Annotated in this window: 13 protein-coding genes; 4 read left to right on the top strand and 9 right to left on the bottom strand. The window is 27.4% G+C overall.

Going from position 1 to position 16,076, the window contains the following annotated elements; all coding sequences use genetic code 11:
* The first annotated feature begins 105 nt into the window (after positions 1-105).
* Positions 106-1,383, top strand: coding sequence for a branched-chain amino acid transport system II carrier protein (gene brnQ / locus BN8917_RS03260; RefSeq protein ID WP_066870571.1), 1,278 nt, complete (start codon positions 106-108; stop codon positions 1,381-1,383).
* A 125-nt stretch (positions 1,384-1,508) separates the two neighbouring features.
* On the opposite strand, the gene BN8917_RS03255 is transcribed toward brnQ, so the two are convergent.
* The 6 genes from BN8917_RS03255 to BN8917_RS03230 form a co-directional block, all read right to left on the bottom strand.
* A complete protein-coding gene (locus BN8917_RS03255) occupies positions 1,509-2,699 on the bottom strand; it encodes a cation:proton antiporter (protein ID WP_066870568.1) in 1,191 nt (396 codons plus the stop codon).
* A 439-nt stretch (positions 2,700-3,138) separates the two neighbouring features.
* Positions 3,139-3,882 carry a hypothetical protein gene (locus BN8917_RS03250; protein ID WP_066870565.1) on the bottom strand — a complete coding sequence of 248 codons (744 nt, stop codon included), beginning with the start codon at positions 3,880-3,882 and terminating at the stop codon, positions 3,139-3,141.
* The gene (locus BN8917_RS03245; protein WP_066870562.1) at positions 3,869-4,411 is read right to left on the bottom strand and encodes a sigma-70 family RNA polymerase sigma factor; all 543 of its coding nucleotides are present in this window, start codon (positions 4,409-4,411) and stop codon (positions 3,869-3,871) included. The genes BN8917_RS03250 and BN8917_RS03245 overlap by 14 nt, the downstream gene beginning before the upstream one ends.
* Before the next feature lie 227 nt (positions 4,412-4,638).
* On the bottom strand, positions 4,639-5,673 hold the full coding sequence (locus BN8917_RS03240) for a ribonucleotide-diphosphate reductase subunit beta (RefSeq protein WP_066870559.1): 1,035 nt from the start codon (positions 5,671-5,673) through the stop codon (positions 4,639-4,641).
* A 38-nt stretch (positions 5,674-5,711) separates the two neighbouring features.
* Positions 5,712-7,934: a ribonucleoside-diphosphate reductase subunit alpha gene (locus tag BN8917_RS03235; RefSeq protein ID WP_066870556.1), complete on the bottom strand. Its 2,223-nt coding sequence runs from the start codon at positions 7,932-7,934 to the stop codon at positions 5,712-5,714.
* Between the two features lie 326 nt (positions 7,935-8,260).
* Positions 8,261-8,689, bottom strand: coding sequence for an N-acetyltransferase (locus BN8917_RS03230; RefSeq protein ID WP_066870554.1), 429 nt, complete (start codon positions 8,687-8,689; stop codon positions 8,261-8,263).
* 188 nt (positions 8,690-8,877) lie between these two features.
* Between BN8917_RS03230 and BN8917_RS03225 the strand changes: the two genes are divergently transcribed.
* A complete protein-coding gene (locus BN8917_RS03225) occupies positions 8,878-10,407 on the top strand; it encodes an IS1182 family transposase (protein WP_084748467.1) in 1,530 nt (509 codons plus the stop codon).
* A gap of 139 nt (positions 10,408-10,546) precedes the next feature.
* Here the strand turns inward: BN8917_RS03225 and BN8917_RS03220 are convergent, their stop codons facing one another.
* From BN8917_RS03220 to BN8917_RS03210, 3 genes are all read right to left on the bottom strand, one after another.
* Entirely contained in the window at positions 10,547-11,431 is an 885-nt protein-coding gene (locus BN8917_RS03220) for a pirin family protein (RefSeq protein WP_066870551.1), read from the bottom strand.
* 98 nt (positions 11,432-11,529) lie between these two features.
* Positions 11,530-12,126 (bottom strand): FMN-dependent NADH-azoreductase, encoded by a 597-nt coding sequence (locus BN8917_RS03215; RefSeq protein ID WP_066870548.1) that lies wholly within the window; start codon positions 12,124-12,126, stop codon positions 11,530-11,532.
* Positions 12,127-12,280: 154 nt separating this feature from the next.
* Complete coding sequence (locus BN8917_RS03210; RefSeq protein ID WP_066870545.1) at positions 12,281-12,724, bottom strand: MarR family winged helix-turn-helix transcriptional regulator; 444 nt, start codon at positions 12,722-12,724, stop codon at positions 12,281-12,283.
* A 153-nt stretch (positions 12,725-12,877) separates the two neighbouring features.
* Here BN8917_RS03210 and BN8917_RS03205 point away from each other — a divergent pair, with 153 nt between their 5' ends.
* Positions 12,878-13,318, top strand: a complete 441-nt coding sequence (locus BN8917_RS03205) for a hypothetical protein (protein WP_066870542.1) — start codon at positions 12,878-12,880, stop codon at positions 13,316-13,318.
* 102 nt (positions 13,319-13,420) lie between these two features.
* Entirely contained in the window at positions 13,421-16,063 is a 2,643-nt protein-coding gene (locus BN8917_RS03200) for a calcium-translocating P-type ATPase, PMCA-type (RefSeq protein WP_066870539.1), read from the top strand.
* Positions 16,064-16,076: the final 13 nt, after the last annotated feature.

The following is a 16,076-nucleotide window of genomic DNA, read 5'->3' as shown; positions in this document are numbered from 1 at the left end:
AAGTAATTTCACCTCTTTGTTTTCACTATATTTTTTTGATAATATTATGAATGTAATTTTAGTAAGTAATTATATAAATCAATTTAATGTTAAAGAGGTAAACTTATGAAGAAAAAAGCTAAAGATTTTACAGTCATAGGATTTATGATTTTCTCATTATTTTTTGGAGCAGGTAATTTAATATTTCCTCCTAAACTAGGACAAAATGTTGGAAATCATTTTTACTTAGGCATAATAGGATTTTGTCTAACAGGTGTATTACTTCCTATGCTAGGTCTACTAACGTGTATGAAATGTAATGGTAACTTTGAAGAACTATGTATAAAGTGTGGAAAGAACTTTACTAAGATATTCTCTATTTGCTTAGTACTTTTACTAGGTCCTTTAATAGCATTACCAAGAGCAGCAGCTATAACTTATTCAATAGCTATAAAGCATAACTTTCCATCTATTAATCTAATAGAATTCCTAATAGTATTTCTATTATTACTATATTTTTTAGTAGTAAAAAAATCAGGAGTTATAGAAATTATAGGTAAGTATTTAACACCTATTCTTTTAATAGTTATTTTTGCAATAATAATAAAAGGTATTATTACTCCTATAAGTGGATTTTCAAGAAATATTATTCCTAATGATTTTTCTTTATCACTACAAGATGGTTATCAAACTATGGATACTATAGGATCTGTACTATTTGCAAGCATCGTAACAGCTTCTATTAAATCAAAAGGATATAAAAATAATGAAGTATTTGGAGTTATATTAAAATCTTCAACTGTAGCAATTATACTTTTATGTGCTGTGTATGGTGGACTTGTATATTTAGGATCTAGAACTGGAAATTTAGCAAACGGTTTTTCAGATTCTGATTTACTTTTATTTATATCAGATTCTACCCTTGGAAAACTTGCTGTTATAGCAATAGAAATAGTTTTAGCTATAGGTTGTTTAGCATCATCTGTTGGACTGTTAGCAGCTAGTGGATCTTTCTTTGTTAGAATTTCTAATAATAAAATTAAATATAATGTAGCTATTGCAGCTATACTTGTTGTAACTGGAATAACTGCTAGTATCGGACTTACAAACATAATCTCAGTTTCAACAGTAGTCTTAAATATAGTTTATCCAGCAACTATTGTTGTTGTTGTCTTAAATATTTTTAGAAAATTTATCGTAAGCCATTTAGTATATAAAATTTGTACATATATAACTTTAATAATAAGCTTTTTAGAAGCCTTTCCTAAACAATTTGGATTTATAACAAGATATCTACCTTTAAGTTCTCAAGGTTTTGGATGGGTGTTGCCATTTATAATAATACTTATACTTAGCAACTATTTCTTAAAGTTTTCAAATTATAAAGTAAATATCAACAAATAATTTAATAATACAAGCTATACAAAATAATAAGATACCTCATTAAAATTAATGAGGTATTTTTTTTAATAAAAAAGAACATATTCATAAACTAAAGTTTATAAATATGTTCAATATTTTAAGTTTTATTATTTAGCCTTTTTTAATTCTGGTTCTTTCTTATCTTTAAATACTAATTTTAGAATGATTGGTGCTACAATAGTAGTAAATACAACCATTATAACAACTGGTGCTAAGAACTGATCTGCCATAAGTCCTACGCTCATTCCATTACTTGCAACAATAAGAGCAACCTCACCTCTTGATACCATTCCTGTACCTACTTGTAATGATTCTCTATTACTGTATCCACATAATTTTGTTCCTAATCCACATCCAATTATCTTTGTTATTATTGCTACAACTATTAATGCTACTGTGAACCAAATCATTTTTGAATCCATTTGACCAAGTTCTAGCTTTAATCCTATACTTGCAAAGAATATTGGTGATAATAGTAAGAATGATAGTGTTTCCATCTTACCATTTATATAATGTGTCTTTTCTGTATTAGATACTATCATACCTGCAATGAATGCTCCTGTAATATCTGCAACTCCAAAATAATGTTCTGCAATATATGCTAAGAATAAGCAAAGTGCAAATGGTATAACAACAAAACGTCTTAAATCTTCTTTACCACGTTTTGCAAACCATAAAACAAATAATTTACGGAATACAAATGCGATTATTGCTGCTACAACAAAGAATGCTACTATTTTGAATAATACCATACCGATACTTACTGATGAATCAGCCATACTTGTTACTATTGTAAGAGCTATGATACCTAAAATATCATCTATTAAAGCTGCTCCAAGTATTGTATTACCAGCTCTTGTACTGATTTTTCCAAGCTCTTTTAAAGTTTCAACTGTAATACTTACAGATGTAGCTGTTAAGATTATTCCTATGAATACATTTTTAAGAACTTTATGTGGTCCTACTCCTTCATGGAATAATGTAGCTATTAAGAATCCACCTAATAAAGGTAGTATAATTCCTAGTATTGCTGCTATAAGTGATGCTTTACCACTTTTCTTTAATTCTGTTACGTCAGCTTCAAGTCCAGCTGCAAACATTAATACTATAACACCTAAAGATGATAACTGTTCAACTAATGGTGAATCTTTTAAAATATTTAAAAATGATGGTCCAAGTATTAGCCCTGCAAGTAATGCACCAACTACTTGTGGCATCTGTAATTTCTTTGTTAATAAACCTAATAATTTAGTACTTATAAGAATTAGGGCTAAGTCAAGTAAAAAGTTGTGTGACATATTATTTTCCCCTTTCAATTTTATCTTTTGTTTTGTTAAAAATAAGATATAAAAAATATCTTTATGTACTAGCTAAATTACTTTTAATCACTCCTCTTTTATTTGTTTTTTATCTTTTGTATTAACTTACATATTTAAGTTTGTCCACTACTATAAAATTTTATGTAAAATATTAAGTATTTCTCTCTGAACAATTTCTAGTATATATCATTTTGTTATCTTTCTCCAGTATTTTTAGTAATTATTTTAATTAATTTAACATTTTATTGTTCATGTTTAAATTAATTCCTTATTATTTTATTTATTTATTAATATTATTAATTATTTATTCATACTTTTGCCGTTTTTTGTATAATAAAAAACCATATAAAGAAAAAATATCTTTTCCCCTTAATATGGTTTCATTCTCTTTAATAAACTAAACTATCTACAATTTATATTAAAAGTTTCCTAAAATTAAATTATAAATCATATTTCCACCTAATAAAGCAAACATTATCCATAATATTATATATCCTATCTTATTAGTCTTAGCTAATTTTTCTCTATCATAATCATTAACCCCTTTATCTCTTATAGCTTCTAAAAATTTTTCTAATTCCTTTTGCTTCTCTCTATTATGAATAATCATTGCTATTGACTTATCTTTTAGCTCTATAATATTTTCATAGTATGGGATAATATCTTCTTTATCATCTCCATCACTACTTGCGAGTCCTGCTGATTGTATATCTTTTATAGAGATAGTTTCTTTATTTAGAAGAAGATAATTAAAATCAAAGCCATAATAAATAAGCTCATCTGCTGTTAAATATAAATAATAATAAGCAACTGATCCATAATAATAGCCCATAGGTCTAACATTTACTCTAAGACTTCTTTCTATTTTTTTATTTGCTAATTCTTCCACCATAGTTTTTTCAACTATCTCTTTCATTACACCAGCATCTTTAACACCATTAATATTTTCTTTTCCAATAGATATAAGATTTCTTTTTATCTTTAAAACCTCTTCTTCTGTAATTGTAAAATTCATTTCTTTATTTCTTTCTTTTAAACCATCTAAAACCTTTCTAGCATTCATTTTTATCTTCTCCTTTTCTAAATCACTAATTTCTACATCTGGTAAATCAATTTTTGAAAAGTCCTCTATTTTATCTAAAAAACTATCATCTTTTTTCATCTTTAACTCCCTCCTCAAAAACCTTACATACTCGCTTTTTCCCTCTAAAAATCCTAAGATTAATAGCATTCTGTGACATATTCATAATCTTTGCTATATTAGATATCTTTTCTTCATAAAAAAATCTCCTCACAAATATTTCTCTATCTATATCCTCCATAGAGTTAATAACATCTTTTAAAATCATTACTTCCTCTCTCTTATCTTGGTTTATAAATATTTCTTGTTTCAAATCATCTATATTAAAATTTTCTTGATGCTTTTCTTCTTTTCTAAGCATATCTATAGCTCTATACTTTGTTATAGTACAAACCCAGTTTCTAAAGTTATCTTCATTCCCTTCAAAATCAGAAACATAACTCCATATTTTCATATATACATCATTTATACATTCATTAGAAAGCTCTCTATTATTTAAAACACTATACGCTACCCTAAACATCAAATTAGAATATCTATCTATAATATAATCTAAAGCTTCTAAGTTTTTTGATTTTAGATATGCTATATAATTTTTAGAATTTATCATCCATATCTCCCCTTAAATTTCTAAAACTTATTCCTTCACTAATATAGACGTAAATAATCTTAAAAACCTTTCATCTCAAATTAAATTTATAAATTGTTAATAATAAAAAATAAAAAACCTGTGGATAACTTCTTTAAAAAGTTATCCACAGGTTTTTACTTTATACTTTAGTATCTATATAGTTCAAATTTATTTTATTGATTTGTACATTATCTTTTCTCTATATTCTATAGGTCATCTATTAATGCCCCAGCCTTTGCATAAGCTGTTGATTTTGCTTCAAAGAAATCTGTTTTAACCATATTAGGATCTGAATATAATTCAACCCATTTAGCTGGATTTTCTAAATTACTTTCATATAATATTTCTAAACCTAAATCTCTAAGTCTTAAGTTTCCTACATACTTGATGTAATTTTCAATAAGTGTTTCATTCATTCCTTGGATTCTGTTACCTATTACATATTTACCCCAAGCAATTTCATTTTCTACACCTATTCTTACCATATCTCTAAGTTCATTTTTGAACTCATCTGTAAATACTTCTGGCATTTCATAAGTAAGTTCTCTAATTATATTTCTAAATAACCATAAATGAGTATTTTCATCTCTATTGATATATCTTATTTCTTGAGATGAACCTGGCATTTTACCCATTCTTTCTAAGTTGTAGAAGAACATAAATCCTGAGTAGAAATAAACTCCTTCTAAAACATAGTTAGCCATTAATGCTTTGATAAAATTATATAAGTTTGGTTCATTTATAAAGTTATTATATAAATCCCCAATAAACTTATTTCTGCTTAAAAGAATTTCATCATCTTTCCATTGATATAATATATCATTTCTCTCTTCTGGAGAACAAATACTATCAAGCATATAGCTATAACTTTGTGAGTGTACTGCTTCTTGGAAAGCTTGAATTGTTAAACATAAATTAACTTCTGAAGCTGTAATATAATTATTTATATTTCCAAGGTTAGCTGTTTGTATTGAATCTAAGAAGATTAAGAATGATAAAATCTTATCGTAAGCTGTTTTTTCATCCTTAGTTAATCTCTTATAATCCTTTAAATCTTGTGATAAATTAATTTCTTCTGGTATCCAGAAATTATTCATCGCCTGTCTATACCAATCTGAAACCCAAGTATATTTCATATTGTTAAAGTCATTAAGATTAGTTGTATTACCATTTACCATTCTCTTCTTTGATACTTCTGTATCACCAAATTCATTAAATAATGCTTTTTTATTTAAATCCATTAAACTCACTCCTTTTTAGTTATTTAAAATATTGAAATCTATACTGAGCAAACTGCACATTCTTCAATTTCTAGAGATTTACTTCTTACATAGTAGATACTCTTCATTCCTTGCTTGCAAGCTTCTATATATAAATTAGCTATTTGTCTCATTGTCATATCAGTTGTTATATAGAAGTTAAATGATTGACCTTGATCTATATGTCTTTGTCTTGTAGCAGCAGCTTTTACTGACCATAATTGATCTATTTCATATGCTGACATATAGTAGTAACCATTATCAATTCTTAGATTTGGAGCTGTTCTTGGAACTATGCTACCTTTCTTTTCTTCTAACCAGAATTTTGATACAACAGGGTCTATTCCTTCTGATGTTCCTGAAATTGTAGCAGTAGAACCATTAGGTGCTATTGCAAATAAATAGCCATTTCTTAGTCCAAATTCTTTTACTTCATTTCTTAGCTCATTCCATCTATCTGAGTTATAATCTCTTAAATCAAAATATTCACCTGTTTGCCAGTCTGAACCTTCAAATAAACTGTAACTTCCTTTTTCCTTTGCAATCTTCATACTTGCTTTAATTGCATAGTAATTTATGTTTTCATATACTTTATCAACAAATTCTATATGTTTATTTGTTTCCCATAAGAATTCATTATTAGTTAGCATATGGTGATAACCTGAAGTTCCAAGTCCTATTGCTCTATATTTTTTATTTGTTATTTCAGCAAAAGGAACTGAATAATAATTTAAATCTATAACATTATCCATAGCTCTTATTTGTGTTTCAACTAACTCTTCTAGTTCTTCTTCTGAATTAACATTAACATTTCCAAGTACTATTGATGAAAGATTACATACAACAAAATCTCCAGCCTTTGTTCTTTCTACAACAATAGTATCTCCATTTTCATCAATTATTTCTGATTTTTGAATTTCTGATGCACTCATATTTTGCATAATTTCTGTACATAAGTTTGATGAATAAATCATTCCCTTATGTTTATTAGGATTCATCTTGTTAACTGTATCTCTATAAAATGCAAATGGTGTTCCTGTTTCTGATGCACTCTTTATTATAAGTCTAACAAGCTCTCTTACTTGCATAACTCTTTTTTCGATTCTATCATCAGCTACACAATCGTAATATCTCTTTTCCCATTCTTCACCGTAGAAATCTTCTAATGAATATCCTTTAACTGTTCTTATTTCATGAGGACACATCATATACCACTCTGATGACATATCTTTTTCAGCAAGTTTCCAGAATAAATCTGGGTAACATATACCAGGGAATATATCATGAGCTTTCTTTCTATCATCTCCATTATTAGTTCTAACTTGTAAGAATTCAGCTACATCTCTATGCCAAATATCAAGCCAAACTGAAACTGAGCCGTTTCTAACACCTAATTGATCAACAGCTACAGCAGTATCATTAAATAGCTTTACCCAAGGAATAATCCCACCTGAAGCACCTTTAAATCCTCTTATTGATGAACCAAGTGCTCTAACTTTTCCTATATAAACACCCATTCCCCCACCGAATTTAGATACTTTAGCAAAATTATCTACTGATTTGTATATTCCATTAAGACTATCATCAACAGTATCTATAAAACATGAACTTAATTGATAAAATGGCTTTCTAGCATTAGACATAGTTGGTGTAGCCATTGTTGCCTTTAATGTACTTAATGAATTATAGAATCTCTTTACCCAGTGTAATCTATTTTCTTTTTTCTCTGGAATCGCAAGGTGCATAGCAATTCCCATAAACATTTGTTGTGGTAATTCCTTTTTCTTTCTATCAAAATTCTCTATTAAATATCTTTCTGATAAAAGCTTTATTCCACTAAAAGTGAAAAGAAAATCTCTCTCTGGCTTTATTTCCTTTTCTAATAGCTCTATCTCCTCTTTAGAGTAATTCTCTAATATATACTTTCCATATAACCCTTCTTCAGTTAACTCCTTTATAAAGCTATAGAAATCGCTATAAACTTCATTGCTATCTATTCCCCTATTCTTAGCAACTTCTTCTCTTAAATTTAAAACATAAATATGAGAAGCTATTTGTTGCCAATTTGGTTCAATTTGAGAAGTTAATTCTAAACTAATTTGCATAATACAATTTCTTATCTCTTTTTCGTTCATATTTGGAGTTATTATATTTTCTAATCTATCAATTAACTTATCTTTTGAATATCTATCTGAATCATCTTTTAGATAGCTCATAGCAGTTTCACACGCTTTTTCTATCATTTTCTCTCCACCCTTCCTAATACAATATGTAGTGTTTTTCAATTTCAAACGTCCAATATAATACTATATATAGTATCTAACTTAATATATTATAATTATCGATTTTATAAAAGTAAAACCAGAATTAAATCATTTTAAAGGAGTTTTTTAATGCTAGACTTCTATTACTTATCTTTTACTCCATATTCATCAACCACTCAATTTTAATTCGACTTTATTTTTATAGTTATTAAAAATTTTAGCAATAAACACTTGGAATTTAAGTCTTAATTAAAATTGCTATAACTTTATTTTTTTATCCTAATATTTTTTAGAAAACTTAAATTTTACTTTTTAAAATTCATTAGATATTCCATAAATCCTGAATCCTCATTTTCTTCTTCTTTAACAATTTTAAATCCAATATTCTTATAAAAATTTACTGCCTTTTCATTTTGTTTGTAGACAGATAAAGATAAACTTTCATATCTATCAATTAAATATTTTATAAGTTTTTTCCCTATACCATTCCCTTGATAATCAATATCTACAAATAAAGCTCCTATATAGTTACCATCAATTAAACTTATAAATCCTTTTATCTTTGTATCCTCTTCATATACAAAAGTTTCTGATGCAGGTATATATGTATCTTTAACTAAATTATAATTAGCTTTCCAATAGCTCTCTTCAATAAATCTGTGCCCATCAATGCTACTCTTTAACCATATCTGCATTATTCTATCTATATCTCTAGACTTAAGTTTTCTTATCATTTATTTCTCCTCCTTAAATTACTTATATAAACAATACAATATTATCCATAATAAAGCTAGAAATAATATATAAACTAAATAGCAACAAAAAAGGGACTGTCTCAAAGTGGAATTAGATTCCATCTTTAGAGGCAATCCCTTTTTTTGCGTTTAAACGACTTTTTATAGATTTTGTTTAAAATATAAGTATGCAAAAAACAAACAAAACCTATGATATAAATTTAACCATAAATACAGAAAATATTCTAGAAAAAAATTGTATGGTGAGGACGCTAAATTACTTTATAGATAATTTAAAAATAAGAAAGGATTTAAGTAATCTCTACAAAAAAGGTAGAAATCCAGCGGTAGAACCAATTACTATGCTAAAATTAATAGTTTATGCTTACATAAAAGGGATATATTCTAGTAGAAAAATAGAAGATGCGTGTAAACGAAATTTAGATTTTATTTGGTTATTAAAAAATTTAAAACCGCCTACACGAAATACAATATGCAGATTTATAAAAAAAGTATCTCCACTTATGAAGAAAATACTTAGTAAGTTTGTTGATTATCTTTCATCTATTGGTGAAATTAACTTTGAAAATATCTTCATTGATGGTACTAAAATAGAGGCATATGCTAATAAATATTCCTTTGTGTGGAGAAAGTCCATAGAGAAATCTAAGGAAAAATTACAAGAAAAGATTAAAAATCACTTTTTACTTTATGGGGTTTCTGTTAATGATGATTATTTATATTGCCTATTAATTTTGCAAAAATATTTAAAAGAAATGATAAGTAATGAAGCTATTAAATTTGTTTATGGCAAGGGTAAACGGAAATCACCCGTTCAACGAGAATATGAAATAATAACTGAATATATAGAAAAACTTGAAAGGTATTGCACTTATGAAAAAATCTTAGGAAAAAGAAATAGTTTTTCTAAAACAGATACTGAAGCCACATTTATGAGAATGAAAGAAGATCACATGCTAAATGGACAATTAAAACCGGCTTACAATATACAAATAGGAGTTGCTTCTGGATATATAGTAAATTTTATGGCTTCTCAAGAAAGAACGGATGTTAATACGTTAATTCCATTTCTAGAAGATACATCTAAATATCATAAATATAAAAATATAATTGCAGATGCAGGTTATGAAAGTTTAGAAAATTATAGATATCTAAAAGAAAATGACTATAAATCATATATTAAACCTAATAATTATGAAATAAGAAAAAAAAGAAATTACAAAACCAAAGTAAGCAATATTGATAATATGACTTATAGCCCTAAAGATAATAAATACATATGTGCTAATAACGTAACTTTAAGTTATAAATATACGGGGAAACGCAAGAATAAAAGTGGTTTCGAATATATTGTAGATATTTATGAAGCAGAAGACTGTAGTAACTGTGAATTTAAATCATTATGTAAAAAAACTAATAGAAATAAAACAATTCAAGTAAATAAAGAATTTCAATTAATGAGAAAAATATCAAATGAAAACATAAAATCTGAATATGGTATTAAACTTAGGACAAACAGATCAATACAAGTTGAAGGTGTCTTTGCATTGATAAAAGAAAGTAGAAAGTTTAGAAGGTTTTCATACAGAGGATTAAAAAACGTTGAAACGCAATTTTTATTAATTTCATTAGCACATAATATGATTAATTATATTAGCAAAAGAGATACAGGTAGATTAAAAAAGCACTTATTCTAACATTTTTTCATATTTATTCAAATGGGTATTTCTAATACCTTTATTTATCATGCATAAAAATAAATTAAAATAAAAGGAACCGTCTCACTCTTCCAAATTGTGGTATTATGAGACAGCCCCTTTTACTAATTTATATTAATTAAAATTCAAGATCCCCAAACTCACCATTTCTATAGTCTTCAAATGCTTGGTATATTTCTTCTCTTGTATTCATAACAAATGGACCTGCTGAAGCTATTGGTTCATTAAGTGGTTCACCACTTAAAACTATAAATGTTGCTTCTTCACCAATTGATTCAACTTTTATTTCTCCATCTACATTATCAAATAATATGAAATCATCAGCCTTGAAGTTTTTATCTTCATTAACTTTTACTTCACCCTTTATTACAAGTATTGCAGTATTATGATTGGATGGTTCATTTAAAGTAACTTTTCCATTATTCTTTAAATCAACATTATAAAGATTTATATTTGAGAAAGTACTTGCTGGTCCTTTTACCCCATTTACTTCTCCTGCTATAATTCTAATTTGACCTTCATTATTTTCAAGATTATAAATTCCCATATCATCTTTTGTAAGTGGTTGATATTTAGGCTTTGTCATCTTATCCTTAGCTGGAAGGTTAACCCATAATTGAATCATGTGTAGTATTCCACCATTTTTAGCGAATTCTTCTGAATGATATTCTTTATGAAGAACACCAGCTCCTGCTGTCATCCATTGAACATCTCCAGGCCCTATTATTCCATGATTCCCCTTATTATCGTGATGTTCCACACTACCTGAATAAGCAATAGTTACAGTTTCAAATCCTCGATGTGGGTGAGCATCTACACCAAGTCTTTTATCTGTTGGTGCAAAATATTCTGGTGCACCATAATCCAATAATATAAATGGTGAAAGACGTTGCATTAACTCACTTCTATTTGCTGGGAAGTATTGTGATACTTTAAACCCATCTCCTACAAAGTGGAACCCTGTTCCTTTAAATGTTGTTTCTATATTTCTAAATTTTTTCATAATAACCCTTCTCCCCAAAATCTTAATTTCTAAATAAGATTTTTTATTTTATTTTTTATCCTTTGTTTTATAACTCTTTAAATTCTCATTTTATAAAATTAGAAATCTTTAGCTATATTTTTAGCTACTTCTATACTTTCTTGGACTTTAGCATCAACATCTACACCTACTATATCTACACCTTCTACAGCTATAGTTTGTATATCTTGAATACCATAGAATCCAAATATTGTTCTTAAGTACTTATCTCCCATTTCAAATGGAGAATCCCCGTATACTCCACCTCTTGATGTGATGTGTAATGCTTTCTTTCCACCTAGAAGACCTACTGGACCCTCTGCTGTATATTTAAATGTAATACCTGCTACTGATACATAATCTATATAAGCCTTTAATATTGCTGGTATACTTAAATTCCACATAGGATCTGCAACTACGATTTTATCTGCTTCTGCAAATTGATACACATATTTTAATAATGGACTATTTTTACTATTTTCATCCTTTGGTCCAAATAATTCGCCTAAATTTTCAGCTCTTAAAAAGTCTATATTTTCATTATATAAATCTAATACTTGAACTTCATCATTAGGATTAAGCTTCTTATATTCTTCTATGAAACTGTCCGATACTCTAAAAGTTCTTGATTGTCCTTCTGGTTTGATATTTGCTTTTATATATAATACTTTACTCATTTTATTTCTCCTTTTATTGTATATTATTTTATACAATCCCTTATTATTTTTAATATTCATTTATATTCTTTAATTTATCCAAATATATATTTTTTTATTTAAACAAACTTTTTATCACTAATTAGTGATATTTATCTAAAAATTAAAGATTTAATTATAAATCTTTAAATTTCTTAAGTATTGTTTTTAATGTTAATTTTTCTTCTTCAGTTAAAACTGCGAATATTCTACTTATATTTCTGACATGTTCTGGTAAGATTTCTTCTACGATATCTCTACCTTTATCTGTTATTGAAATAAGACTTGCTCTCTTATCTAATGGATCTTGTAATTTCCTAATAAGACCGCAATTTTCTAAATTTTTTATAACAACAGTGATATTACCAGAAGTAGTTAATAGCTTTTCTATTAGTTCGCATATTCTTAAGTCACCCTTACTATATAAAGTTTCTAAGACACCAAACTGAGCTATTGTTAAACCACTTTTTTTAATAGTTTCATATTCTAGTTTATGAATTTTATGTTCTGCTCTAGTAAAAGCAATTAGCGTAGTCAAATCTAATTTATTTTCCTTTATTATTTCATCTATATAACTCATGACTTAATATTATCACTAACTAGTGATAATGTCAATAAGTTAATTTTAAAAAAATATTATCTTATCTTTTATTTAAATTATAAATATTGTTCTAAATCTAAGCTTCAAACATATAAGGTACTATAAGTAACATATAAAAGGAGAATAATATTTATGAAAAATACTAATGCAAGTATAGCATTAAAAATTCTACACGAAAAAGGAATGACTCCTAAAAACATAAATTTAAAAGTTCTAAACGATACAAAGGAGACACGAATTTTGGAATTAGAAGAATTAAAAGAAAGAATAGAAAAAATTAAATATGAATTATCAACATTAGAAGTTGATATAAATACAATTAAAGTACTTTATAAAAACTGTTATAAGTTCTTTAAATCAGAAGAAATGACAGCTTCAAGAGATGATTTAACTGCAATAGAATATAAACTTAATGAATATAATAACTCATTAGAAGAAAAAGAAAAAAACTATTCTAAATCTAAACTATCAATGGAAGAACAAATAGAAAGTCTAAAATTTAAAAAGAGATTCATAGAAAGTGAACTATCTGCATTAAACTCAGAGATATTAAAAATTTCTACATCTAAATAGAATTATATTGATAAATAATTTTACTTAAACTCATTGACATTAAATTCAATATTATATATAATTATCCTTAAAATTTTAAAATTCAAGGGGGGATATTCCTTAATGGAAAATCACGAACAGATGCCTTGGCATTCACAAACAATTCAAGAAGTATTAGAAAATCTAGATTCTTCTGAGGATGGTCTGTCGGATCTCGAGGCTAAAAACAGATTACTTAAAAACGGGGCTAATGAATTAAGAAAAAAGCCTAATCGTACACTTCTACAAATGATTTACTCTCAATTAATAGATCCTATGGTACTAATTCTAATTTTTGCAACAATCCTATCTTTTGTTTTAGGAGAAATAGTTGAGGGGTCTGTAATCTTATTTATCATTATACTTAATACTCTAATTAGTATTATTCAAGAAAAAAAAGCTGAGTCATCATTAGAAGCATTAAAAAATATGAGTGCTCCTAATGCTATAACTTTAAGACAAGGTGAGGAAAGCATAATCCCTGCTAAAGACCTTGTTATTGGAGATATTGTTTTTTTAGAGGATGGTAGTATAGTTCCTGCAGATATTCGTTTAATCCAATCTTACAATTTAAAAGTCCAAGAATCTTCATTAACAGGTGAATCTACTTCATCTGAAAAAAGTTCACAAGATATATTACCTAAATCTTGTCCTATAGGTGATCGTACTAATATGCTTTATTCATCTTCTATAATAACTTACGGTCGTTGTATAGGTGTTGTTGTTGATACTGGGATGGATACAGAGGTTGGTAAAATAGCTAAATCACTAGATTCAGAGGAAAATGATGATACTCCTTTAAAACGTAAACTTGCATATGTAGGTAAAATTCTAACTATAATTGGTATAGTCGTATGTATACTCATAATTATTATAGGCTTACTATATGATAAACCATTAATACCAATGCTTATGATTGCAATTTCTTTAGCTATATCAATAATTCCTGAAGGTCTACCCGCTACTGCAACTATAATTATGGCAATTGGTATTCAGCATATGGCTAAGAAAAATGCCTTAATTAGAAAATTACCAGCTGTTGAAACTCTAGGAAGTACAACCGTTATATGTTCTGATAAAACGGGTACACTAACTTTAAATAAAATGACTGTTACTCATATTTTTAGTAGTGCTAATCTAAATAATTCTAAAATTACTTCTATGAATGATATAGATAAAAAAGATTTACCAGAATATAAAGATATAGTATTTGCTAGTGCACTATGTAACAATGCTAACCTTAATCCCGATAAAGAAAATGAGATATTAGGTGACCCAACAGAAGGTGCTTTAATCTTTATGGCTAAACACTTTGGTATTAATCAGGATGAATTTGAAGAAAATCATAATCGTGTATATGAGCAACCATTTGATTCAGATAGAAAACTTATGACTACAGTATCAAATATCGATGGTACTTTAGTTTCTTATACTAAAGGTGCTATAGATGAATTGCTTCCTTTATGTACAAATATTTTAGATTCAAATGGAATAAGAAAAATAACTGATAAAGACTGTGAATTAATCCACAGTATATGTTCTTCAATGTCATCTAAAGCTTTACGTGTTTTAGGGTTTGCTAAGTCAACATTAAAAGATATTCCTAAAGAAGGCGATAATATAGAAAATAATCTTACTTTTATAGGTGCTATTGGTATGATAGACCCTCCAAGAAAAGAGGTTAAAAAATCTATAGAAACTTGTAAGCGTGCTGGTATTAGAACTATTATGATTACTGGTGATCATAAAACTACAGCAGTTGCAATAGCTAAAGAGCTAGGAATATTCTCTAACGGTGATAAAGCAATTTCTGGTGATGAATTAGAATTAATGAGTGATGATAAATTAGATAAATTAGTAAATCAAACTACTGTATTTGCTCGTGTATCTCCAAATGATAAACTTAGAATTATTAAATCACTGAAAAGAAATGGCGAAATTGCTGCTATGACAGGTGATGGTGTTAATGATTCTCCTGCTTTAAAAGCAGCTGATATCGGGGTTGCTATGGGGGTTAATGGTACAGATGTTGCAAAAGATTCTGCTGATATGATATTACTTGATGATAATTTTACTACTATTGCCTATGCTATGAAAGAAGGTAGAAGAATTTATAGAAATATACAAAAAGTTATACAATTCTTATTAGTAGGAAATATCGCTGAAATCTTAACTCTATTTATTGCAACATTATTTAACTGGGATATGCCACTACTCGGTGTTCATATATTATGGGTAAATCTTGCTACAGCGACCTTACCTGCACTTGCTCTTGGAGTAGATCCTGCAAGTAAAAATATAATGAATAACCCTCCAGTAAAATCAGGAACATTATTTGAAAGAAAGCTTATTATAAATGTGCTTACTCAAGGTATATTTGTTTCTCTACTAACGATATCAGCTTATATTATAGGTATTAAGTATTTTGATTATGCTACGGGACAAACAATGGCATTTTGTGTATTAGCATTTTCACAAATGTTACGTTCCTTTAGTCAGCATTCAAATACTGAGTCTATGTTCTCTAGAAATAAGGCTCATAACCCTTACCTATTCTTATCATTTATAATTTCTGGACTTTTAATGATGGCTATTTTATTTATACCAGCATTAAAATCTATATTTAGTTTAACTTCTCTTTCAATACAGAACTGGCTTATTATTCTTTTCTTATCTTTACTTTCTGTTATTCAAGTTGAACTATTTAAACTTATCAAAAGAAAATAACATTATAAAAATT

The sequence above is a fragment of the Clostridium mediterraneense genome (assembly GCF_900091705.1).
In the GTDB taxonomy this organism is placed as follows: Bacteria; Bacillota; Clostridia; order Clostridiales; family Clostridiaceae; genus Sarcina; species Sarcina mediterraneense.
Note: the sequence above shows the minus strand (reverse complement) of the source record. Positions and strands in the feature narration are given on the sequence as shown.

Excerpts from the sequence above, each read along its gene's own strand:
- brnQ (WP_066870571.1), top strand. The coding sequence starts at position 106 with ATGAAGAAAAAAGCTAAAGATTTTACAGTCATAGGATTTATGATTTTC.
- BN8917_RS03255 (WP_066870568.1), bottom strand. The coding sequence starts at position 2,699 with ATGTCACACAACTTTTTACTTGACTTAGCCCTAATTCTTATAAGTACT.
- BN8917_RS03250 (WP_066870565.1), bottom strand. The coding sequence starts at position 3,882 with ATGAAAAAAGATGATAGTTTTTTAGATAAAATAGAGGACTTTTCAAAA.
- BN8917_RS03245 (WP_066870562.1), bottom strand. The coding sequence starts at position 4,411 with ATGATAAATTCTAAAAATTATATAGCATATCTAAAATCAAAAAACTTA.
- BN8917_RS03240 (WP_066870559.1), bottom strand. The coding sequence starts at position 5,673 with ATGGATTTAAATAAAAAAGCATTATTTAATGAATTTGGTGATACAGAA.
- BN8917_RS03235 (WP_066870556.1), bottom strand. The coding sequence starts at position 7,934 with ATGATAGAAAAAGCGTGTGAAACTGCTATGAGCTATCTAAAAGATGAT.
- BN8917_RS03230 (WP_066870554.1), bottom strand. The coding sequence starts at position 8,689 with ATGATAAGAAAACTTAAGTCTAGAGATATAGATAGAATAATGCAGATA.
- BN8917_RS03225 (WP_084748467.1), top strand. The coding sequence starts at position 8,878 with ATGCAAAAAACAAACAAAACCTATGATATAAATTTAACCATAAATACA.
- BN8917_RS03220 (WP_066870551.1), bottom strand. The coding sequence starts at position 11,431 with ATGAAAAAATTTAGAAATATAGAAACAACATTTAAAGGAACAGGGTTC.
- BN8917_RS03215 (WP_066870548.1), bottom strand. The coding sequence starts at position 12,126 with ATGAGTAAAGTATTATATATAAAAGCAAATATCAAACCAGAAGGACAA.
- BN8917_RS03210 (WP_066870545.1), bottom strand. The coding sequence starts at position 12,724 with ATGAGTTATATAGATGAAATAATAAAGGAAAATAAATTAGATTTGACT.
- BN8917_RS03205 (WP_066870542.1), top strand. The coding sequence starts at position 12,878 with ATGAAAAATACTAATGCAAGTATAGCATTAAAAATTCTACACGAAAAA.
- BN8917_RS03200 (WP_066870539.1), top strand. The coding sequence starts at position 13,421 with ATGGAAAATCACGAACAGATGCCTTGGCATTCACAAACAATTCAAGAA.